Origin of the sequence: Pseudomonas sp. FEN, from assembly GCF_904067045.1 — a bacterium.
Lineage (GTDB): Bacteria > Pseudomonadota > Gammaproteobacteria > Pseudomonadales > Pseudomonadaceae > Aquipseudomonas.
On sequence record NZ_CAJFDC010000036.1, the window covers coordinates 142659 to 163310 of the forward strand.

General features: G+C 62.0%; 20 protein-coding genes. 13 read left to right on the plus strand and 7 right to left on the minus strand.

Annotated elements, in window-relative coordinates; translation table 11 throughout:
* Window positions 1-22: 22 nt before the first annotated feature.
* The 8 genes from PFEN_RS24295 to PFEN_RS24330 all read left to right on the plus strand — a co-directional run bounded on the left by PFEN_RS24295 (window position 23) and on the right by PFEN_RS24330 (window position 7671).
* Complete coding sequence (locus PFEN_RS24295; RefSeq protein WP_191489170.1) at window positions 23-556, plus strand: chemotaxis protein CheW; 534 nt, start codon at window positions 23-25, stop codon at window positions 554-556.
* 22 nt (window positions 557-578) lie between these two features.
* Window positions 579-1385 carry a CheR family methyltransferase gene (locus PFEN_RS24300; protein ID WP_191489171.1) on the plus strand — a complete coding sequence of 269 codons (807 nt, stop codon included), beginning with the start codon at window positions 579-581 and terminating at the stop codon, window positions 1383-1385.
* Window positions 1382-1918, plus strand: coding sequence for a chemotaxis protein CheD (locus PFEN_RS24305; protein ID WP_191489172.1), 537 nt, complete (start codon window positions 1382-1384; stop codon window positions 1916-1918). Before PFEN_RS24300 ends, PFEN_RS24305 begins: the two co-directional genes overlap by 4 nt.
* Complete coding sequence (locus PFEN_RS24310; protein ID WP_191489173.1) at window positions 1887-2954, plus strand: protein-glutamate methylesterase/protein-glutamine glutaminase; 1068 nt, start codon at window positions 1887-1889, stop codon at window positions 2952-2954. The genes PFEN_RS24305 and PFEN_RS24310 overlap by 32 nt, the downstream gene beginning before the upstream one ends.
* 181 nt (window positions 2955-3135) lie before the next feature.
* Window positions 3136-4191, plus strand: coding sequence for an FtsH protease activity modulator HflK (hflK, locus tag PFEN_RS24315; RefSeq protein WP_191489174.1), 1056 nt, complete (start codon window positions 3136-3138; stop codon window positions 4189-4191).
* The gene (gene hflC, locus PFEN_RS24320) at window positions 4188-5069 is read left to right on the plus strand and encodes a protease modulator HflC (protein ID WP_191489175.1); all 882 of its coding nucleotides are present in this window, start codon (window positions 4188-4190) and stop codon (window positions 5067-5069) included. Before hflK ends, hflC begins: the two co-directional genes overlap by 4 nt.
* Window positions 5070-5135: 66 nt before the next feature.
* A complete protein-coding gene (locus PFEN_RS24325) occupies window positions 5136-6374 on the plus strand; it encodes an NRAMP family divalent metal transporter (RefSeq protein WP_224771067.1) in 1239 nt (412 codons plus the stop codon).
* Between the two features lie 25 nt (window positions 6375-6399).
* Window positions 6400-7671: a TerC family protein gene (locus PFEN_RS24330; RefSeq protein WP_191489176.1), complete on the plus strand. Its 1272-nt coding sequence runs from the start codon at window positions 6400-6402 to the stop codon at window positions 7669-7671.
* 13 nt (window positions 7672-7684) lie between these two features.
* Here PFEN_RS24330 and PFEN_RS24335 read toward each other — a convergent pair whose 3' ends face one another.
* Window positions 7685-8572: a LysR family transcriptional regulator gene (locus PFEN_RS24335; RefSeq protein ID WP_191489177.1), complete on the minus strand. Its 888-nt coding sequence runs from the start codon at window positions 8570-8572 to the stop codon at window positions 7685-7687.
* A 137-nt stretch (window positions 8573-8709) separates the two neighbouring features.
* Between PFEN_RS24335 and PFEN_RS24340 the strand changes: the two genes are divergently transcribed.
* Together PFEN_RS24340 and PFEN_RS24345 are read left to right on the plus strand one after the other, a co-directional pair.
* Complete coding sequence (locus PFEN_RS24340) at window positions 8710-10359, plus strand: GMC family oxidoreductase (protein WP_191489178.1); 1650 nt, start codon at window positions 8710-8712, stop codon at window positions 10357-10359.
* Window positions 10360-10562: 203 nt separating this feature from the next.
* Window positions 10563-12185 (plus strand): MFS transporter, encoded by a 1623-nt coding sequence (locus tag PFEN_RS24345; protein WP_191489179.1) that lies wholly within the window; start codon window positions 10563-10565, stop codon window positions 12183-12185.
* A gap of 300 nt (window positions 12186-12485) precedes the next feature.
* Here PFEN_RS24345 and PFEN_RS24350 read toward each other — a convergent pair whose 3' ends face one another.
* From PFEN_RS24350 to glyQ, 4 genes are read right to left on the minus strand one after another with little or no spacing between them, the layout of a single operon-like run.
* Window positions 12486-13280, minus strand: coding sequence for a lysophospholipid acyltransferase family protein (locus tag PFEN_RS24350; RefSeq protein ID WP_191489180.1), 795 nt, complete (start codon window positions 13278-13280; stop codon window positions 12486-12488).
* A gap of 57 nt (window positions 13281-13337) precedes the next feature.
* On the minus strand, window positions 13338-13871 hold the full coding sequence (gene gmhB / locus PFEN_RS24355; protein WP_191489181.1) for a D-glycero-beta-D-manno-heptose 1,7-bisphosphate 7-phosphatase: 534 nt from the start codon (window positions 13869-13871) through the stop codon (window positions 13338-13340).
* A gap of 9 nt (window positions 13872-13880) precedes the next feature.
* Window positions 13881-15935, minus strand: a complete 2055-nt coding sequence (gene glyS, locus PFEN_RS24360) for a glycine--tRNA ligase subunit beta (protein WP_191489182.1) — start codon at window positions 15933-15935, stop codon at window positions 13881-13883.
* The gene (gene glyQ, locus PFEN_RS24365; RefSeq protein ID WP_040062988.1) at window positions 15932-16885 is read right to left on the minus strand and encodes a glycine--tRNA ligase subunit alpha; all 954 of its coding nucleotides are present in this window, start codon (window positions 16883-16885) and stop codon (window positions 15932-15934) included. Before glyQ ends, glyS begins: the two co-directional genes overlap by 4 nt.
* An 81-nt stretch (window positions 16886-16966) precedes the next feature.
* On the opposite strand from glyQ, the gene PFEN_RS24370 reads away from it, so the two are divergent.
* From PFEN_RS24370 to PFEN_RS24380, 3 genes are all read left to right on the plus strand, one after another.
* Window positions 16967-17530, plus strand: a complete 564-nt coding sequence (locus PFEN_RS24370) for a DNA-3-methyladenine glycosylase I (protein WP_191489183.1) — start codon at window positions 16967-16969, stop codon at window positions 17528-17530.
* A 38-nt stretch (window positions 17531-17568) separates the two neighbouring features.
* Window positions 17569-18456: a lysophospholipid acyltransferase gene (locus PFEN_RS24375; protein WP_191489184.1), complete on the plus strand. Its 888-nt coding sequence runs from the start codon at window positions 17569-17571 to the stop codon at window positions 18454-18456.
* An 88-nt stretch (window positions 18457-18544) separates the two neighbouring features.
* Complete coding sequence (locus tag PFEN_RS24380) at window positions 18545-18790, plus strand: PilZ domain-containing protein (RefSeq protein WP_191489185.1); 246 nt, start codon at window positions 18545-18547, stop codon at window positions 18788-18790.
* On the opposite strand, the gene PFEN_RS24385 is transcribed toward PFEN_RS24380, so the two are convergent.
* Window positions 18777-19100, minus strand: coding sequence for a tetratricopeptide repeat protein (locus PFEN_RS24385; protein ID WP_191489186.1), 324 nt, complete (start codon window positions 19098-19100; stop codon window positions 18777-18779). The genes PFEN_RS24380 and PFEN_RS24385 overlap by 14 nt on opposite strands.
* Before the next feature lie 157 nt (window positions 19101-19257).
* Window positions 19258-20631, minus strand: coding sequence for a Trk system potassium transporter TrkA (gene trkA, locus PFEN_RS24390; RefSeq protein ID WP_191489187.1), 1374 nt, complete (start codon window positions 20629-20631; stop codon window positions 19258-19260).
* Window positions 20632-20652 lie beyond the last annotated feature (21 nt).

Below are 20652 nucleotides of genomic sequence, written 5' to 3' on the forward strand. Positions count from 1 at the left end.
CCTTTTCATGCAGGAGAGCAACATGGGCGCATTAACGACTACCCGACAGGCGGCCGCGGTTCATATGCAGGAGGCGCAGTATCTGACGTTCCTGCTGGCCGGTGAAATGTTCGCCATCGGTATCCTGGGGATCAAGGAAATCATCGAGTACGGCCATGTCACGCCAGTGCCGATGATGCCCGCCTTCGTGCGTGGCGTGATCAATCTGCGCGGTGCCGTGGTGCCGGTGGTGGACCTGGGAGCGCGTTTCGGGCAGCAGTGTTCGACGGTGACCCGGCGCAGCTGCGTGGTGATCATCGAAGCCAACGCTGATGACCGCCAGGCCCAGGATATCGGTTTACTGGTCGACACCGTGTCCGAGGTGCTGGAAATCCCGGCGGCCGAGATTGAACCACCGCCGAGTTTCGGTGCGCGTATTCGCGCCGATTTCATCAGTGGCATGGCCAAGGTCGAGGGCAAATTTGTCATTGTCCTGCAGGTCGATCGGGTGTTGTCCGTGGACGAGATGTCGCAACTGGCGGAGGTCGGTGACAGCCACCCACGGCAGGTCCAGTGAGTGACCAACAAGGAGCTTCAGGTTGAACGGCATCAAGCTCGAGGATCGCGAATTCACCCAGTTCCAGGGCTGGCTCTACGGTGTGTCGGGCATCAGCCTGTCGCCCGCGAAAAAGGCCCTGGTTGCCGGGCGTCTGTTCAAGCGCCTCAAGTACCACGAGTTGGAGAGCTATGGTGCCTATTTCAAACTGATCATGGACAGGGAGAACACTGGCGAGCTGCAGGTGGCCCTCGACCTGTTGACCACCAACGAGACGTACTTCTTCCGCGAACCCAAGCATTTCGACTTTCTGCGTCAACAGGTGTTACCCCGCGCGGCGCCAGGCAAGACCTTCCGGGTCTGGAGCGCGGCCAGTTCGTCGGGCGAAGAGCCCTACAGCCTGGCCATGACCCTGGCCGAGGGCTTGGGCAGCACACCCTGGGAGGTCGTCGGCTCGGATATCAGCACCCAGGTACTGGCCAAGGCCCGCAGCGGGCACTACCCGATGGAGCGGGCGAGCAACCTGCCACCCGCTTTGTTGAATCGCTATTGCCTCAAGGGCATTGGCCAGCAGGCCGGCACTTTTCTGATCGACAAGGCCCTGCGCCAGCGGGTGAGCTTCATCCAGGTCAACCTGAACGACAACCTGCCGCAATTGGGCGAGTTCGAAATCATTTTCCTGCGCAACGTGATGATCTACTTCGATCAGGAGACCAAGCGCAAAGTGGTCAACCGTCTCATGCCGTTTCTCCGGCGCGGCGGCTACTTCATCATCAGCCACTCGGAAAGCCTGCACGGCGTCAGCGACGCGTTCAAGCTGGTGGCTCCTTCCATCTATCAAAAGCCATGAAGGTCACCATTGCCATGGACGTCGAGGAAATCTACCTGGCTCCCGGAAGCCTGTGCTTTCGCAACAGTCCCACCCGGATCCATACGCTGTTGGGGTCTTGTGTTTCCATGGTTGTCTGGCATCCGGTACGCAAGCTGGGCGGGATATCCCATTGCCTGCTGCCAGGCCGTCGACAGCGTGGCGTGGCGCTGGACGGCAGCTATATCGACGAAGCCTTCGAGTGGCTGATGCGCAACATTCAGGCCTATCAGAGCGAGGCCAGCGAGTATCAACTGAAGTTGTTCGGCGGTGGTGAGATGTTTCCCGAACAATCGCGCGATTATCCCGCGGGGGATGTTGCCGGTCTGAACCGCGCGGCCGTCACCACCATCGCGGCGCGTCTGCGGTTGTCGCCGTGTGCCATGGACCTGGGGGGAACCGGGCATCGCAGCCTGATCTTCGACACCCGCAACGGTGATGTCTGGGTCCGGCATCTCTCTTTGCATACGGCGGAGGGCTGCTATGAAAAAAATAAGCGTACTGCTAGTCGATGACTCCGCCGTGGTCCGCCAGGTGCTGATGGCGATTCTCGACCAGGCACCGGATATCGAGGTGACGGTAGCCGCCGACCCGATCTTCGCCATGGACAAAATGGCCAAGGCCTGGCCGGATGTGATTGTGCTCGACGTGGAAATGCCACGCATGGACGGCATTACCTTCCTGAAAAAAATCATGGCCGAGCGTCCCACCCCGGTGGTCATCTGTTCCTCGCTGACTGAGCGTGGCGCCGAGACCACCTTGCAGGCGCTCGCGGCCGGGGCGGTGGATATCATCACCAAGCCACAGGGCGGCGTTAAGCACTTCCTGCTCGAGTCCGCCGCTCATCTGCTCGCGGCCGTGCGTGGCGCGGCCGGCGCCAATGTCAAGAACCTCACCCCGCGTGCCGCCACGCCACGCCTTGAGGTCGCCGCCAAGCTGAGCGCCGATGCGATGTTATCGGCGGCCGGCAGCCAGGCGATGGCCCAGACCACCGAGCGCATCGTCGCCATCGGCACTTCCACGGGCGGGACCCAGGCGCTGGAGGCGCTGCTCACCGCATTGCCGAGAGTCTGCCCGGGGATTGTCATCGTTCAGCATATGCCGGAGAAATTCACCGCCTCCTTTGCCCAGCGCCTCAACGGCTTGTCGCAGATTGAAGTCCGTGAGGCGCAAAACAATGATCGGGTACTGCCTGGCCTGGCACTGATCGCCCCGGGCGGCAAGCACATGATGCTGGTGCGTAACGGTGCCTACTACCATGTGCAGGTGGCGGACGGTCCGCTGGTCAATCGCCATCGTCCGTCGGTGGATGTGCTCTTTCGCTCGGTGGCCAAGTTCGCTGGCAAGAACGCCACCGGTATCATCATGACCGGCATGGGGGACGATGGTGCGCGTGGCCTCAAGGAAATGGCTGATGCCGGTGCCGCGACGGTGGCCCAGGACGAGGCCAGCTGCGTGGTGTTCGGCATGCCCAGGGAAGCCATCAAGCTGGGCGCCGCCAAACGCGTCCTGTCCTTGCAGGATATGCATCTGGCGGTACTGGGCAAGTAGTGCTAATCCCCCACCCTCTCCCCGGGAACGTTTCCCAGTCAGCACATTTGCGCTACCGACGCCTCAATCATTGCGCCAAGTCAGGAGGGGTTCAGGACTCGGCTGTATGATGTTTAGAAATATGCGGTAATAAAAAATCCGATCAGTGCCAACCGGTAAGCCGTTCTCCAGGATAAGACCCATGCCCGACCCGCAGCCCTTGACCCCCCTGGAACCGGAAAAACCTTCCGCCTCGCTGGGCGAACAAGCCCGCTCGATGGGCCTGCGCGCCAATCGCTTCGTCGCGCTCACGGGCCTGCAAGGCAAAGGCCTTGCGCTGCTCGTCGGGTTGCTGGCTTTTGTCTGGATCGTCGGCGGTATCTACAAGGTCCAGCCCGACGAGCAAGGTATCGTCCTGCGTTTCGGTAAATGGGTCGATACCACCGAGGCCGGTTTGCACTACCACCTGCCCTTCCCCATCGAAACCGTCCTGCTGCCCAAGGTCACCACGGTCAACCAATTGCAATTGGGCCACGGCCCCGCGCTTGGCCTGAATGACAGCAGTCTGTCCCGCGACAAGCAGATGCTCACCGGCGACGAGAATATCGTCGAAGCCGATTGCGCGGTGTTCTGGCGGATCAAGGATGCCGGGCAGTTTCTGTTCAGCATGGACAAGCCCGAATTCGCCATCAAGCTGGCCGCCGAGAGTGCGCTGCGCGAAGTCATCGGGCGCACGCCGATCCAGGCGGCCCTGTCCGACAAGCGCCAGCAGATCGCCGAGGAAACCAAGGCGCTGTTGCAAGACTTGCTCGATGCGGAAAAAGCCGGCGTTTTGATCACTCAGATCCAGTTGCAGCGCGTCGATCCCCCACCAGCGGTGATCGATGCTTTCAACGATGTGCAGCGGGCCCGGGCCGACCAGGAGCGCGAGCGCAACGAGGCCGAGTCCTACGCCAACGACATTCTTCCACGGGCCCGAGGCGAAGCGTCCCATATCAATCAGGAAGCCGAAGCCTATAAGGCCCAGGCGGTGAACCTGGCTGAAGGCGACGCGAAAAGCTTCCTGGCGGTGTACGAAAGTTATGCACAGGCCAAGGATGTGACCAGCTGGCGCTTGTATATGGAAAGCACTGATGAAGTGCTGAAAAAAGCCTCCAAGGTGATTATCGATACGTCCGGCAAGGGGGTCTCGGGTGTAGTGCCCTATATGCCGCTGTCGGAACAGGACAAGCGTGCGGCCAAGGAGCAGACCCGATGAAATCGCGCATTCGTGTTGCCCTGGTGATCCTTTCGCTGCTTGCCCTGTGGGGACTGGGCTCGTCGCTGTATACCGTCGACGAATCCCAGCAGGCGCTGGTGGTGAGGCTGGGGGCACCCACCGAACCGGTGCGTACCCCCGGGCTGAAACTCAAGGTACCGCTGATCGATACCGTCATCTATTACGACACCCGCATCCTGACCCTGGCACCGCCTTCCGAGCAGGTGATTCTCGGTGACCAGAAACGCCTGGAGGTGGAAACCTATGCGCGTTATCGCATCGTTGACCCGCTGCGTTTCTATCAGGCCCTGCGCACGGTTGACCAGGCCAATGCGCAATTGACCCAATTGGTCAGCTCTTCGCTGCGCCGGGAATTGGGGCAGGTCATGCTCAAGTCGCTGTTGTCCGCCGAGCGGCCGAAGATTGTCGAGCATATCCAGACCGAGGTGGTGGAGAAGGCTCGGCCCCTGGGTATTGAAGTCACCGAAGTACGTTTTCATCGGGCCGACCTGCCGTTCGAAACCAGCCAGGCGATCTATGATCGGATGAAGTCCGAGCGTCAGCGTGAGGCCAAGGAACTGCGGGCCCAGGGCTTCGAATGGGCGCAACAGATTCAGGCCAATGCCGAGCGCGAACGGGCCGTGCTGATCTCCGAAGCGCAACGGCAAAGCCGCATCACCCGTGGCGAAGCCGATGCCCTGGCGAACCGGATCTCCTCCCAGGCGTTCGACAAGGACCCCGAGTTCTACAAGTTGTACCGCAGCCTGCAGACCTATCGGCAGTCCTTGTCCGAATCCGCGCCGACGCTGGTGCTGTCACCGGATACGGCGTTCCTCAAGGATTTCAAAAGCGGCCCGGTGGTGAATAGCCGACCCTGACGCCCGCCAGGGTGAACAGGGTCTTCGCCACATTCAGATACTCTCCATGAGCCGGGAACAGACATGATGGCAAGCGTTTCAATCCGCTCCAGCCGGCTGCGCCTGATGGCCGCCGCCGTGGGTCCGGGGCTGGTGGTGATGCTGGCGGATACCGAGGCCGGCAGTGTGATCACCGCCGCGCAGAGTGGCGCGCAATGGGGCTATCGGTTGCTGTTGCTGCAGTTCCTCATCATTCCCCTGCTGTATACCGCGCAGGAACTCTCGATCCGCCTGGGGCTGGGAACGGGCAAGGGCTTCGGTGAGCTGGTGCGCCAGCGGTTTGGCCGGGGCATTGCGTTACTGTCCCTGGGGACCCTGGTTCTCAGTTGCTTCGGCGCCCTGGTGACCGAGTTGAGCGGTTTGGCCGGGGTCGGCCAGCTCTTCGGCGTGCCTCTGTGGGAAACCATCAGTGTGCTGGTGGCGCTGATTTTCGCCATGGTCTGCACGGGTTCCTACCATGGCGTCGAACGCGTCGCGATTTGCCTGGGCATATTCGGCGTGGCCTTTATCGCTGTGGCCTGGAACGCTCATCCCGATATCCGGCAGATCGCGGCGCAGTGGTACCAGATGCCGCTGCACGACAGTTCCTATCTTTATCTGCTGGCCGCCAATCTGGGCACCAGCGTCATGCCGTGGACGGTGTTCTACCAACAGTCGGCGTTGATCGACAAAGGCCTGGGGGTCAGGCACCTGAAAGCGGCGCGTATCGAAACCTTGCTCGGCGCTACCCTCTGCCAGGTGCTCACGGCTGCCGTGGTGATTGCCGCGGCGGCGTGTTTCAACCGCTCCGACGCTTCCTTCACCTTGACCAGCGTGCCGCAACTGGCCGATGCCTTTACCGCTTCCCTGGGCCAGACGGTCGGGCGCGGGGTCTTTGCCATGGGCCTGGCGGGAGGAGCGTTGGTGGCCACTATCGTGGTTTGCCTGACCGTGGCCTGGGGCGTCGGTGAGGCCACTGGCCGGCGGCATTCGCTGGAGCAGCGTCCCACCGAGGCACCCTGGTTCTACGCGGCATTCGCTGGCATGTTGCTGGCGGCCGGCGTGCTGGTGGGGTCCGGGGTCAATCTGGTCGAGCTGTCGATCTTCACCGGGGTGGTCAACGCGCTATTGCTACCGGCTGTGCTGGGGCTTCTCTATGGGTTGGCGCGCACGCAGTTGAGCGGGGCTTTCCGGTTGCAGGGTTGGTATGCGCGGGTGGTAGGCCTGGTGTTCGGGGTTGCCTCCCTTACCGGCCTGTTCTGTGGTGTGGGAGGTTTGCTGAATTGATGACGATGGTTGCGGGAGCGGCAAGATGATCGGGTTGGATAGCGGGATGCAGGGGATCAATCTGACGTTACAGGTATTCCTGCTGGACCTGCTGCTGAGTGGCGACAACGCCGTGGTCATCGCCCTGGCCTGCCGGCACCTGCCGGCCCGGCAGATGCGCCAGGCGATTTTCGCCGGGATGGGCGTGGCGGTCGGCCTGCGGATTCTGTTCACTTCGGTGATCAGCCTGTTGCTCAAGGTGCCCTGCCTGAAACTGCTGGGCATGGGGGCATTGGTGGTAATTGCCATCAAGTTGCTGGTGGCCGATGAAGACGCCGAACACCTGCCGCAGCGTTCGGCCAGCACGCTGTGGTCGGTGATCGGGCTGATTGTGTTCGCCGACCTGACCATGAGCCTGGACAATGTGGTGGCCCTGGCCGCCGTGGCCCAGGACAACCTGGCGATTCTGGTACTGGGGCTGCTCCTGAGTATCCCGATGCTGATGTATGGCAGTTTGTTCGTGAGCGGACTGTTCAAGCGTTACCCGTGGCTGGTCCCGGCGGGTGGTGCCTTGTTGGGCTGGGTGGCCGGGGATATCGGCATGTCCGACCCGCTGATCGCCGATTGGGTGGCGACCCAGGCACCGGGCCTGACGCTGGCGATGCCACTGGCCTGTGCGATTTTCGTGCTGGTGGAGAGTCGGATCATCCAGCGCAACCTGAGTCTGCTGCCCAGGCCTGAGCCGGTGCTGCGCCATGTTCGTATGGATGAGCCAGTGATCGTCGAGCCGCCGCCGGCCAGCGTGGTTCGACTGGTCGCGGCGGCAGAGGAGATCTCCGCGATCCGGGACCCCCTGTCCAGCGAGTTGCTGGCGCCCGAGGCGCCCTTGCACATTGTGGATAACCCGCCCGCCGAGCCTTTGCCGGACGAGCCGAGTCGCAAGCGCCGCTGGTACTGGGCGGGGGCGCTGCTGGCGATGCCGGTGCTGGTGTATATCGGTTATTCGGTGATCTATGTCGGCATCATCAACGCAGGCTACATGCCGACGCCCAGGTTGTTGAGCAGCTACGAATGCCCCGGCTTCAACGGGCCGTTCGTCTTCTTCTACCAGCATGGCAAGGACACCGTGCGCATTCGTGGCAGTGCCGGTTCGCTCGACGGTGCGCTGATCAAGGGGCGACTGGAGTGGATCAATGCGACCAAGGCGCCATCAGTGCTCGGCTTTACCCCGCCCGAGGAAATTACCAATGATGACGCCACGTCCATCCGCATCAATGGGGGGAGCTTTTCGCAAATGGACTGTTACAGGAAAGGTTAGAAGGTCACTCTTCTTATTGCGCCAGCAAGATATCCTGCTCGCTCGCACACAATGCCAGCAGAAAATCCCATACCACTCGCAACCGCACTGATTTATGCAACTCGCGCCGGGTACTGATCCAGTAGCTGCGCTGGATGGTTTCCTCTGGCAATACGCGCACCAACCGCGGGTCGCCCTTGGCCATGTAGTTGGGCAACACGGCAATCCCTAGCCCCGCCCGCGCCGCCTGTTGCTGGGCAATGACGCTGGTGCTGCGAAAAATCACATTCGGTGTGCGGCAGAAGTTGTTGAGGAACAGCAGTTCCTCGCTGAACAGCAGGTCGTCGACGTAGCCGATCCAGTTGTGGTGCGACAGCTCATCACGGTGCCGCAAGGCCGGCGCCCGGGCGAGATAATCCGGGCTGGCATAGAGCGCCAGGCGATAGTCGGTCAGCTTGCGGGTGATCAACAGGTCGGCATTCGGCCGGTCGAGGTGGATGCTGATTTCCGCCTCGCGGTTGAGGATGCTGACGAAGCGTGGCACCGCCACCAGCTCCACCTCCAGACCTGGATAACGCTCGTACAGGCTGCTCATCCGGGGGGTTAGAAACATGATGCCGATCCCTTCGGTCACCCCCAGGCGAATCTTGCCCAGGGGCGCGATGGCCTGGGTGATTTCCTCCTGGGCCAGCAAGGCGACGTTCTCCATGGCCTCGGCATGTTTGAGCAGTGCGTGGCCCGAGGGGGTCAGTTCGTAGCCCTGGGCGTGCTGGACAAACAGCGCCGTGCCCAGGCTCTGCTCGATGGTTTCGATATGCCGGGCCACGGTGCTGTGGGTGGTGTTAAGACGCTTGGCCGCGGTCAGCAGGCGTCCGCTACGCTGCAGCTCGAGAAAAAAACGCAGATCGTTCCAGTCGAACATGGGGCCTCCTTGTAAATCACGGGTTCGCCGGCCTTGTTTGAAAACGCACAGCACTTGCGCAAAAACGAAGGTTTTCATCTCGAAACTAATCAATAACATGAAGACAGACAAGAACAATAAAAAAGGCGAGGTTGCCTATGCCATCTGCTCACTTGCCCTATGACTATGTGATAGTCGGTGCCGGGCCCGCCGGCTGCGTGCTGGCCAATCGGTTGTCCGCCGATCCGCGGAATCATGTCCTGCTGCTCGAAGCCGGCGGCCAGGATAACTACCCGTGGATCCACGTACCGGTGGGGTATCTGTACTGCATCGGCAATCCGCGTACCGACTGGTGTTTCAAGACCGAAGCGCAGCCCGGCCTGCAAGGTCGCAGCCTTGGCTACCCGCGCGGCAAGGTGTTGGGCGGCAGCTCTTCGATCAATGGCATGATCTACATGCGTGGTCAGGCCGGCGACTATGATCGCTGGGCCGCGCAGGGCAATCCGGGTTGGGCCTGGAACGATGTCCTGCCGTTGTTCAAACGCAGCGAAAAGCATTTTGGCGGTGCTGGCGAATTCCACGGCGACCAGGGCGAGTGGCGGGTCGAGCAGCAGCGTTACTCCTGGCCGATCCTCGATGCCTTCCGCGCCGCCGCCGCGGAAAACGGCATTGCCAGCGTCAGCGATTTCAACGCCGGCGATAACCAGGGCTGTGGATACTTTCAGGTCAACCAGCGTTCCGGCGTGCGCTGGAACTCGTCGAAAGCCTTTCTGCGGCCGATTCTCAAGCGCCCCAACCTGGCCGTCCTGACGGGCGTCCAAGTCGACCGGGTGAACCTGGAAAATGCTCGCGCCTGCGCCGTCGTGGCTCGCTGGCAGGGTGAGGAGCATGTGTTCAACGTGCGCCGTGAGATCGTTCTGTGTGCCGGCTCGGTCGGCTCTCCCGGGATTCTCCAGCGTTCGGGCATCGGCCCGCGGCCCCTGCTGGAGAACCTCGGGATCGCGGTGCGTCACGAACTGCCCGGGGTCGGCGGCAATCTGCAGGATCATCTGCAACTGCGGCTGATCTACAAGCTCAGCAATGCCCGCACCCTCAACCAGGTCGCCAACAGCCTGTGGGGCAAAGTCGGCATGGGCTTGCGCTATCTCTACGACCGCAGTGGTCCGTTGGCCATGGCGCCCAGCCAGTTGGGGGCGTTCGTGAAGTCCTCGGCGCAGCAGGCCTCGGCCAATTTGCAGTACCACGTGCAGCCCTTGTCGCTGGAGCGCTTCGGCGAGCCGTTGCATCGGTTCCCGGCTTTTACCGCTTCGGTGTGCAACCTGCGGCCGATGAGTCGGGGACGGATCGATATTCGCTCGGCCGATCCGCAGGTGGCGCCGCTGATCGATCCGAACTACCTGAGTCATCCTGAGGATCTGAAAGTCGCGGCCCAGGCCATTCGGCTGACCCGGCGCATCGTCGACTCTCCTGCCCTGCGGATCTTCAAACCCGAGGAATATCTGCCTGGAGCGGCGTTGCAAACCGAAGAGCAGTTACATGAGGCGGCCGCGCGGATCGGCACGACGATCTTTCATCCGGTGGGCACCTGCCGGATGGGCGGCGGCGCGCTGGATGTGGTGGATGCCCGGCTGCGGGTGCACGGCGTGCCGGGGTTGCGGGTGGCCGATGCGTCGATCATGCCGGACATCGTCTCCGGCAATACCTGTTCGCCGACGGTGATGATTGCCGAGAAGGCGGCGCAGATGATGCTGGCGGATGTCGCGGCGATTCACGACATACGAACAGAGGAGACTCCGGCTTCTTTGTAGGAGTTGCCGGTCGACGCTCGATTGCCGAGGCTGAGGTCCTTGAGTCATGCGTCGTCCAAGCTGACGCCATTGCCAGCAAGGAGCGTGTCAGGCCGGTAGAGGGTGTCAATAGTGCAAGAGCGGATTCCGGTGGCGGTCAGCCGGAATCCACAGTGGAACAACAACAATAATCACTGTGGCCCTCAGGGCCGAGGACATGGCAAATGTCGGACTACATCGAGCAACGGACCATGAGCGCAACCGCGAGCGTGGGCAAGGCAGAACGAAAGATCATTTTTGCGTCATCCCTCGGGACGGTTTTCGAGTGGTATGACTTTTTTCTTTATGGCGCCCTGGCGGCGGTGATCAGCAAGCAGTTCTTTGCTGGGGTCAACGACACCACGGCGTTTATCTTCGCCCTCATGGCCTTCGCCGCGGGCTTTCTGGTCCGACCCTTCGGCGCCCTGGTGTTCGGGCGCCTGGGGGATATGATCGGGCGCAAGTACACCTTCCTCATGACCATCATCCTGATGGGCCTTTCCACCTTCGCTGTCGGCCTGTTGCCAACCTATACCAGCATTGGCATTGCCGCGCCGATCATCCTGGTCCTGCTGCGTATGCTCCAGGGGCTGGCGCTGGGCGGTGAATACGGCGGTGCCGCGACTTACGTGGCGGAGCACGCTCCGGTGGGCAAGCGCGGCTCGCACACCGGCTGGATTCAATCCACGGCTACCCTGGGCCTGCTTCTGTCCCTACTGGTGGTGCTCGCCAGCCGCTATATCAGCGGTGACCAGTTCGAAGTCTGGGGCTGGCGCCTGCCGTTCCTGTTGTCGATCTTCCTGCTGGCGATTTCCACCTGGATCCGCCTGAGCATGCATGAATCGCCGGCCTTCGTGAAAATGAAAGCCCAAGGCAAGGTCAGTCGCTCGCCGATCCGCGAATCTTTCGGTTCCTGGCAGAATCTGAAGATCGTCCTGACCGCCCTGTTCAGCATCAATGCCGGGCAGGCGGTGACCTTCTACACCGCACAGTTCTATGTGCTGTTCTTCATGACCCAGATGCTCAAGATGGACCCGACCCAGGCCAATTCCCTGCTGATCATCAGCGTAGTGATCGGTGCGCCATTCTTCGTGTTGTTCGGCTGGCTGTCGGACAAGGTCGGGCGCAAGCCGATCCTGATGCTTGGCCTGCTGCTGGCCACGGTCTGCTATTTCCCACTGTTCAAGGCTCTGAGCCATTACGCCAATCCACAGATCGACGCGGCCAGCCGCCAGGCACCGATCGTGGTACTGGCCGACCCGGCGAGCTGCACCTTCCAGTTCGATCCAGTGGGCAAGGCGCGTTTCGACAGCCCGTGCGACAAGGTCAAGACCTTCCTGGTCAAGCAGGGCCTGCCGTATAGCTCGCAGGCCGCGGCGCCCGGGACGGACGTGACGGTATCGGTGGGTGAACGGAAGATCGGCGGTTTCGACGAGGCGGCGATGCGCGCTGCGGTCACGGCGGCGGGTTATCCGGCCAAGGCCGATAGCGCCTCGGTGAACGAGCCGATGGTGGTACTGCTGATCGTCTTGCTGATCCTGATTGCGACCATGACCTACGGCCCGCTGGCGGCGGTGATGGTCGAGCTGTTTCCGACGCGGATCCGCTACACCTCCATGTCGCTGCCCTACCATATCGGCAACGGCTGGTTCGGCGGGTTCCTGCCCACGGTGTCCTTTGCGCTGGTGGTCTACACCGGGGATATCTTCTATGGCCTGTGGTACCCGGTGCTGATTACCGGGGTCAGCCTGGTGGTGGGGCTGTTCTGCCTGAAGGAAACCAAGGACGTGGATATCGACAAGGTTTGAGTCTGTCGGCACTCTTGCGAACACCACACACCCTGCAGGAGCCGGGCTTGTCGGGACGCCGCGCCGCAGCGAAGGGGCCCGCGAGGAGCGGGCAATCGAGCGTCGACCGGCGGCGCTCCTACAAGGGGCCATGTTTCAGCTTGAAAAACCGGCAATTAAAGCCGGTTTTTTATCGCTCGAAAAAACTTATGCACGATTTACAGCGGAAAGTCATACAGAGAAATAAGTAATAAAATCATAGTGTTACATCTATTTTCTGAAAGAAATCCAAATCTTGTACACAAGTTATCCACAATTGCGTCAAACCGCGACAGGCGTTTCTACCGCAGGTGCTGGTGGCAACGATCCCATCTCCCGCTGAGTCTGCTCGTTCCACGCCTGAACGCGGTCATTGAGCTCGGCAATCGCCCGCGGTCCACTGCCCTCGGCCATCATCGGAGCCCCGATCACCACGGTGATGGTGCCAGGTTTCTTCATCCAGCCGGTTTTCGGCCAGAATTTGCCGGCGTTGTGGGCAATTGGCAGCACTGGCAGATCGGCGTTCACCGCCAGTGCCGTACCGCCCCGGGAAAACTTGCCGACCGTGCCGTACGGCACGCGGGTGCCTTCCGGGAAGATCAGGACCCAGACATGGTCCTTGAGCAACTCGTCGCCCTTCTTCGCCACATGCTTGAGCGCCGCCTTCGGGTTGTCCCGGTCAATGGCGATCGGCCGCAGCATGGCCATGGCCCAGCCGAAGAACGGCACATACAGCAACTCGCGCTTGAGTACCTGGCTCAACGGCGAGAAGTAGGCCGAGAGAAAGAAGGTTTCCCAGGTGCTCTGGTGATTCGACAGAATCACGCAAGGACGCTCGGGCACGTTCTCCGCACCCTTGATTTCCACCGTGATGCCCAGGAAAACCTTGCTCAGCCATAGGGCACAGCGGCACCAGTACACGTTGATAAAGCGATAACGTGCCTTGAACGGCAGGAACGGCGCGATAAAAAAGCTCAGGGAGCACCACAACAGCGAACTGGTGCCCAGCAGCAGGTAAAAGAAAAAGGTTCTGATGGCCTGCAGGATCGACATAGCGGCATTTACCGTTGCGGGCATTGCCCGCCTATAAAAAGCGCTTCCCGAACAATCCTTGATCAGGAGGTCAGAAGAGCTTCAGTTGTGGATAAGTTCTGCGGCAACCGCCGCCAGATCGTCAAAAACCAGGGTGCCCACCGGCAGGGTTTTACCCAGTGTCTTTTCGCCTTTACCGGTTTTTACCAAAACGGGCTGACAGTCGACGGCGCGGGCCGCCTCCAAGTCACCAAGGCTGTCGCCGACAAACCATAGCCTAGATAACGGCATACCGTAATGTTCGGCGATGGTGCGCAACATGCCGGGCTTGGGTTTGCGACAATCGCAGCCTTCATCCGGCCCATGCGGGCAATACACCACCAGCCCCAGCGTGCCGCCCTGTTGCGCCACCAACGAACGCAGGCGCTCGTGCATGGCTTCCAGGGTGGCGATATCGTAGTAACCGCGAGCAATGCCGGACTGGTTGGTGGCCACCGCCACCGTCCAGCCGGCCCTGCTCAACTGCGCAATGGCTTCGATCGCGCCGGGGAGTGGAATCCACTCCTCCACCGATTTGATGTAGGCGTCGGAGTCCTGGTTGATCACCCCGTCCCGATCGAGAATCAGCAGCTTCAAGACACGCCCTCAGCCCAGCAGCGAAATATCGGCGACACCCAGGAACAGGCCGCGCAGACGCGCCAGCAGCGCATAACGGTTGGCGCGGACCTTGGCGTCTTCGGCATTGACCATTACCGCCTCGAAGAACGCGTCCACCGGTTCGCGCAGGGCCGCCAGGCGTGCCAGCGACTCGTTGTACTGGCGCGCCGCGGCCATTGGCTGGACCGCCTGGTCCGCCTGCTGGATCGCCGAGTACAGTGAAAACTCGTTGGCGTTGTCGAAGTACTTGGGTTCCACGGTGCTCGGAATGCTGCCTTCGGCTTTGCTCAGCAGGTTCGATACGCGCTTGTTCACCGCGGCCAGGGCCGCCGCTTCCGGCAACTGGCGGAATTTCTGCACGGCCTGTACGCGTTGGTCGAAGTCCAGCGCCGAACCGGGCTTGAGGGCGCGCACCGACAGGTAGGTCGCCACGTCCACGCCTTCGTCTTCGTAACGGGCGCGCAGACGATCGAAGATGAACTCCAGCACCTGGTCGTCCAGGCCCGCGGCCTTGACCCGGGTCCCGAAGGCCTTGACCGCGAAGGCCACGGTTTCGATCAGGTCGAGGTCCAGCTGTTTGTCGATCAGGATGCGCAGCACGCCGAGGGCGGCGCGACGCAGGGCGTAGGGGTCCTTGCTGCCAGTGGGCAGCATGCCGATGCCGAAGATGCCGACCAGGGTGTCGAGCTTGTCGGCAATCGCCACCGCCGCGCCGGTCAAGGTGCTCGGCAGTTCGGCGCCGGCACCGCGCGGCATGTACTGTTCGTTCAGGGCCAGGGCGACATCTTGCGGCTCGCCGTCATTGAGGGCGTAGTAGTAACCGGCGACACCTTGCATCTCCGGGAACTCGCCGACCATTTCGGTGGCCAGGTCGCACTTCGACAGCAGGCCGGCGCGGGCCGCGCGCTGGGCGTCGCCGCCGATGCGCGGGGCGATGAAGGCGGCCAGCTTCGAAACACGCTCGGCCTTGTCATAGACGCTGCCCAGTTTTTCCTGGAACACCACGTTCTGCAGCCGCAGGTTGAACTGTTCGAGCTTCTGCTTCTTGTCCTGCTTGAAGAAGAACTCGGCGTCGGTCAGGCGCGGGCGCACGACTTTCTCGTTACCGGCGATGATCTGTTGCGGGTCCTTGCTCTCGATGTTGGCGACGGTGATGAAGCGCGGCAGCAGCTTGCCGTCGGCGTCCAGCAGGCAGAAGTACTTCTGGTTGTCCTGCATGGTGGTGATCAGGGCTTCCTGCGGCACGTCGAGGAAGCGCTCCTCGAAGGAGCACACCAGCGGCACCGGCCATTCGACCAGGGCGCTGACTTCGTCGAGCAGATCCGCCGGCATGATCGCCGTGCCTTCCTGCTGGGTCGCCAGCTCGGTGGTGCGTTTGCTGATGAGCTCGCGACGCTCGTTGGCGTCGGCCAGCACATAGGCGGCGCGCAGGTCGCTCAGGTAGTTGGCCGGCGAGGTGATGCGCACGCTGTCCGGGTGGTGGAAGCGGTGGCCGCGGGAGTCGCGACCGGCTTTCTGGGCGAGGATGGTGCAATCGATGACCTGGTCACCGAGCAGCATCACCAGCCACTGGGTCGGGCGCACGAACTCTTCCTTGCGCGCGGCCCAGCGCATGCGCTTGGGAATCGGCAGGTCGTTCAGCGAATCCTCGACAATGGTCGGCAGCAGGCTGGCGGTCGGCTTGCCCTGGATGCTCTGGGTGTAGCGCAGTTTCGGCCCGCTCTGGTCGATTTCGCTCAGTTCCACGCCACATTTCTTGGCGAAGCCCAGGGCGGCCTGGGTCGGGTTGCCTTCGGCATCGAAGGCGGCCTGGCGTGGCGGGCCGTCGAGGTTGATGCTGCGGTCCGGCTGTTGGGTTTGCAGTTGGCTCAGCAATACCGCCAGACGGCGCGGCGCGGCATAGACCTGCTTGCTTTCGAAGCTCAGGCCGGCGCTTTGCAGGCCCTTTTCGATACCGGCGAGAAAGGCCTCGGCCAGGGTATTGAGAGCCTTGGGTGGCAGCTCTTCCGTGCCCAGTTCAACCAGAAAATCTTGAGCACTCATTGTGCTGCCTCCAACTTAGCCAACACTTCGTCACGCAAATCCGGGGTCGCCATCGGGAAGCCCAGCTTGGCCCGGGCCATCAGGTAGGCCTGCGCCACGGAACGGGCCAGGGTGCGGACCCGCAGGATGTACTGCTGGCGCGCGGTGACCGAGATCGCCCGGCGCGCATCCAGCAGGTTGAAGGTGTGCGAGGCCTTGAGAACCATTTCGTAGCTCGGCAACGGCAGCGGCTGGTCCAGTTCGATCAGGCGCTTGGCTTCGCTTTCATAGAAATCGAACAGCTCGAACAGCTTCTCGACGTTGGCGTGTTCGAAGTTGTAGGTCGACTGCTCCACTTCGTTCTGGTGGAACACGTCGCCGTAGGTCACCTTGCCGAACGGGCCATCGGCCCAGACCAGGTCGTAGACCGAGTCGACGCCTTGCAGGTACATCGCCAGGCGTTCCAGGCCGTAGGTGATCTCGCCGGTCACCGGGTAGCACTCGATGCCGCCCGCCTGCTGGAAGTAGGTGAACTGGGTGACCTCCATGCCGTTGAGCCAGACTTCCCAGCCCAGGCCCCAGGCGCCGAGGGTCGGCGATTCCCAGTTGTCCTCGACGAAACGGATGTCGTGCACCAGCGGGTCGAGGCCGACACGCTTGAGCGAGCCCAGGTACAACTCCTGGAAGTTGTCCGGGTTGGGCTTGAGGACCACCTGGAACTGGTAGTAATGCTGCAAGCGGTTCGGGTTTTCGCCGTAGCGGCCGTCAGTCGGGCGGCGGCTGGGCTGTACGTAGGCGGCGTTCCAGGTTTCCGGGCCGATGGCGCGCAGGAACGTGGCGGTATGAAAGGTGCCGGCGCCTACTTCCATATCGTAGGGCTGAAGTACCACACAACCTTGCTCGGCCCAGTATTGTTGCAGGGCGAGGATCAAGTCTTGGAAGGTACGCACGGCTGGCGTAGGCTGGCTCACGAAATTCACCTGTTACTTGGGCTGCGATTCAAAAGGCGGGAGTATACCCGATTCGGCCACGCGCACGCCCCCTGGAGCCTTATGCCACGCTGCTTTTGGTGCAACGACGATCCTTTGTACATGGCTTATCACGATCAGGAGTGGGGCGTGCCGCTGCGCGATGGGCAGCGTCTGTTCGAGTTGCTTTTGCTCGAAGGGTTCCAGGCCGGGTTGTCCTGGATCACCATCCTGAAGAAACGCGAGCACTACCGGAAGGTGCTGTTCGGCTTCGATGTGCACAAAGTCGCGGCCATGAGCGACGCCGACATCGAACAGTTGATGCTCGATCCCGGGATCATCCGCAATCGCCTGAAACTGCATGCCGCGCGGCGCAATGCCGAGGTCTGGCTGACGCTGGAAGACCCGGTGGCGCTGCTCTGGTCCTTTGTCGACGGGGTGCCCAGGGTCAATCACTTCAACGGGCGCGGCGAGGTCCCGGCGCTCACGCCCGAGGCCGAGGCCATGAGCAAGGCCCTGAAGAAACTGGGCTTCAAGTTCGTCGGCCCGACCATCTGCTACGCCTTCATGCAGGCCTCGGGCATGGTCATGGACCACACCACCGATTGCGATCGCTACGCCACATTGGCCACGCCACGGTTACAATAGCCGGCTGATGACAAGCTCGATCACGACAGGAGTGGCCTGTGGAAAAGTTTAAAGGCGCCATGCTGGTGGGGGCGTTGCGGTTGTTTGCGTTGCTGCCCTGGTGTGCCGTGCAACGGTTGGGCGCGGCCATCGGTTGGGTGATGTGGAAGTTGCCCAACCGCTCCCGCGAGGTGGTGCGGATCAACCTGGAGAAATGTTTTCCAGAACTCGACCCGGTGGCCCGCGAGCAGTTGGTCGGCCGCAGCCTGATGGGTATCGGCAAGTCCTTTACCGAAAGCGCCTGTGCCTGGATCTGGCCGGCCCAGCGCTCGATGGAGCGGGTGCGCGAAGTCGAGGGCCTCGACATCCTCAAGGAAGCCCTGGCCTCGGGCAAGGGCGTGGTCGGCATCACCAGTCACCTGGGCAACTGGGAAGTGCTCAATCACTTCTATTGCAGCCAGTGCAAACCGATTATTTTCTACCGTCCGCCCAAGCTCAAGGCGGTGGACGAGTTGTTGCGCAAGCAGCGCGTGCAACTGGGCAACCGGGTCGCCGCCTCCACCAAGGAAGGCATCCTCAGTGTCATCAAGGAAGTGCGTAAAGGTGGCGCGGTGGGCATTCCCGCCGACCCGGAGCCGGCTGAATCCGCCGGGATTTTCGTGCCTTTTCTCGGCACCACGGCGCTGACCAGCAAGTTCGTACCCAATATGCTGGCTGGCGGCAAGGCGGTCGGCGTGTTCCTGCATGCGCTGCGCCTGCCGGACGGTTCGGGGTTCAAGGTGATCCTGGAAGCCGCGCCCGAAGCCATGTACAGCACCGATACCGAGACCTCCGTGGCTGCCATGAGCCAGGTAGTGGCCCGCTATGTGCGAGCCTATCCAGACCAGTACATGTGGAGCATGAAGCGCTTCAGGAAGCGCCCGGCGGGCGAGAAGCGCTGGTACTGAAACGAGACTGGCACGCTCTGTGGATAAGTTTCATGGCAAAACCGTGGCATTGATTTATCCACAGGTATGGTTTTCAAGGACGCAACAGATGTCCGATAACAATAATTCTCTGCGCATCAAGATCCAGCACCCCAGCATCGGCGAGTGCCTGGGGCAGACGCGCAACCTGTCCAGCAAGGGGGTGTATGTGAAGCACCCGACCTTGTCGCGCCTGACCACCGGGGCGGTGGTCTACGGTCAGGTGCAGGGTCTGCCGGCGGTGGCGCCGCGCATTCGGATGGAAGTGGTCCGGGTCGACGCCGATGGCATTGGCCTGCGCTTCATTGATCTTTGAGCGCGGCTTTTTCCAGTTTTTTCAGGAATACCGTCATTTCCTTTTCCGCCTGCTTGTCGCCATGGGCACGAGCGGCTTCCAGTCCCTGCTCCCAGGCCTGTCGGGCGGCGGCGGCGTCACCCGCGGCCCGATGCGCCTTGCCCAGCAGTTTCCAGGCAGCGGAGTATTTCGGGTCGAAGCCGACGCAGCGTTGCAGGTGCTCGGCGGCCTTGGTGTTTTCCCCCAGATCCAGGTAACCCTTGCCGAGGCCGAAGCGCAGCAGTGCGTTATCCACCCCCTTGGCGAGCATTTTTTCCAGTGATTCGAGCATGGCGATCCCTCGATACGGCAATTGTGGCGAGGGGGCTTGCCCCCGTTGGGCTGCGAAGCGGCCCTAAGATCGGCCACTCCGGTGTATCAGTGAAAACGAGGTGAGTGGATTTACGACTGCTTCGCAGCCGGACGGGGGCAAGCCCCCTCGCCACGGGTCAGAAAAAGCTCAGACCGACATGAAACAGCTTTTCCACATCGCGGATCTGCTTTTTATCCACAAGGAACAGGATGACATGGTCGCCGGCCTGGATCACTGTGACATCGTGGGCGATCAGCACCTCTTCATCACGAATGATCGCGCCAATGGTCGCCCCCGGCGGTAACGCAATGTCGGCGATGGCCCGCCCAACCACCTTGCTCGACTTCGCGTCGCCATGGGCAATTGCCTCGATGGCCTCCGCCGCCCCGCGTCTGAGGGAATGCACACTGACAATATCGCCCCGCCGTACATGGGCCAGCAAGGTGCCGATGGTCGCCAGTTGCGGGCTGATGGCGATGTCGATTTCGCCGCCCTGGACCAGGTCGACATAGGCCGGGTTGTTGATCAGGGTCATGACCTTCTTCGCCCCGAGGCGCTTGGCCAGCAGCGACGACATGATGTTGGCTTCATCGTCGTTGGTCAGGGCCAGGAACACATCGGTGTCGGCGATATTCTCTTCCAGCAGCAGGTCGCGGTCCGACGCGCTGCCTTGCAGCACCACGGTGCTGTCCAGGGTGTCCGAGAGGTAGCGGCAACGCGCCGGGTTCTTCTCGATGATCTTGACCTGGTAACGGCTCTCGATGGCTTCGGCCAGTCGCTCGCCGATCTGCCCGCCGCCGGCGATGACGATGCGCTTGTAGCTCTCGTCGAGGCGGCGCATTTCGCCCATCACCGCGCGGATATGTGCCTTGGCGGCAATGAAAAACACTTCGTCGTCGGCTTCGATCACCGTGTCGCCACGGGGCATGATCGGCCGGTCGCGGCGGAAGATCGCCGCCACGCGGGTGTCGACATTGGGCATGCGCTCGCGTAGCTGGCGCAGTTGCTGCCCCACCAGCGGCCCGCCGTAGTAGGCCTTGACCGCCACCAGCAGGGCCTTGCCCTCGGCGAAGTCGATCACCTGCAAGGCGCCCGGGTGTTCGATCAGGCGCTTGATGTAGTGGGTGACCACCTGCTCCGGGCTGATCAGCACGTCCACCGGAATCGCGTCGTTGTCGAACAACCCGGCGCGGGTCAGGTAGGCCGACTCGCGCACCCGGGCTATCTTGGTCGGGGTGTGGAACAGGGTGTGGGCAACCTGGCAGGCGACCATGTTGGTCTCGTCGCTGTTGGTCACCGCCACCAGCATATCGGCGTCGTCCGCGCCGGCCTGGCGCAGGATCGTCGGAAACGAGGCGCGGCCCTGTACGGTGCGGATGTCCAGGCGGTCGCCGAGGTCGCGCAGGCGCTCGCCGTCGGTGTCGACCACGGTGATGTCGTTGGCTTCGCTGGCCAGGTGCTCGGCCAGGGTACCGCCGACCTGCCCGGCGCCGAGGATGATGATTTTCATCGGCTCACTCCGTTACCCGGC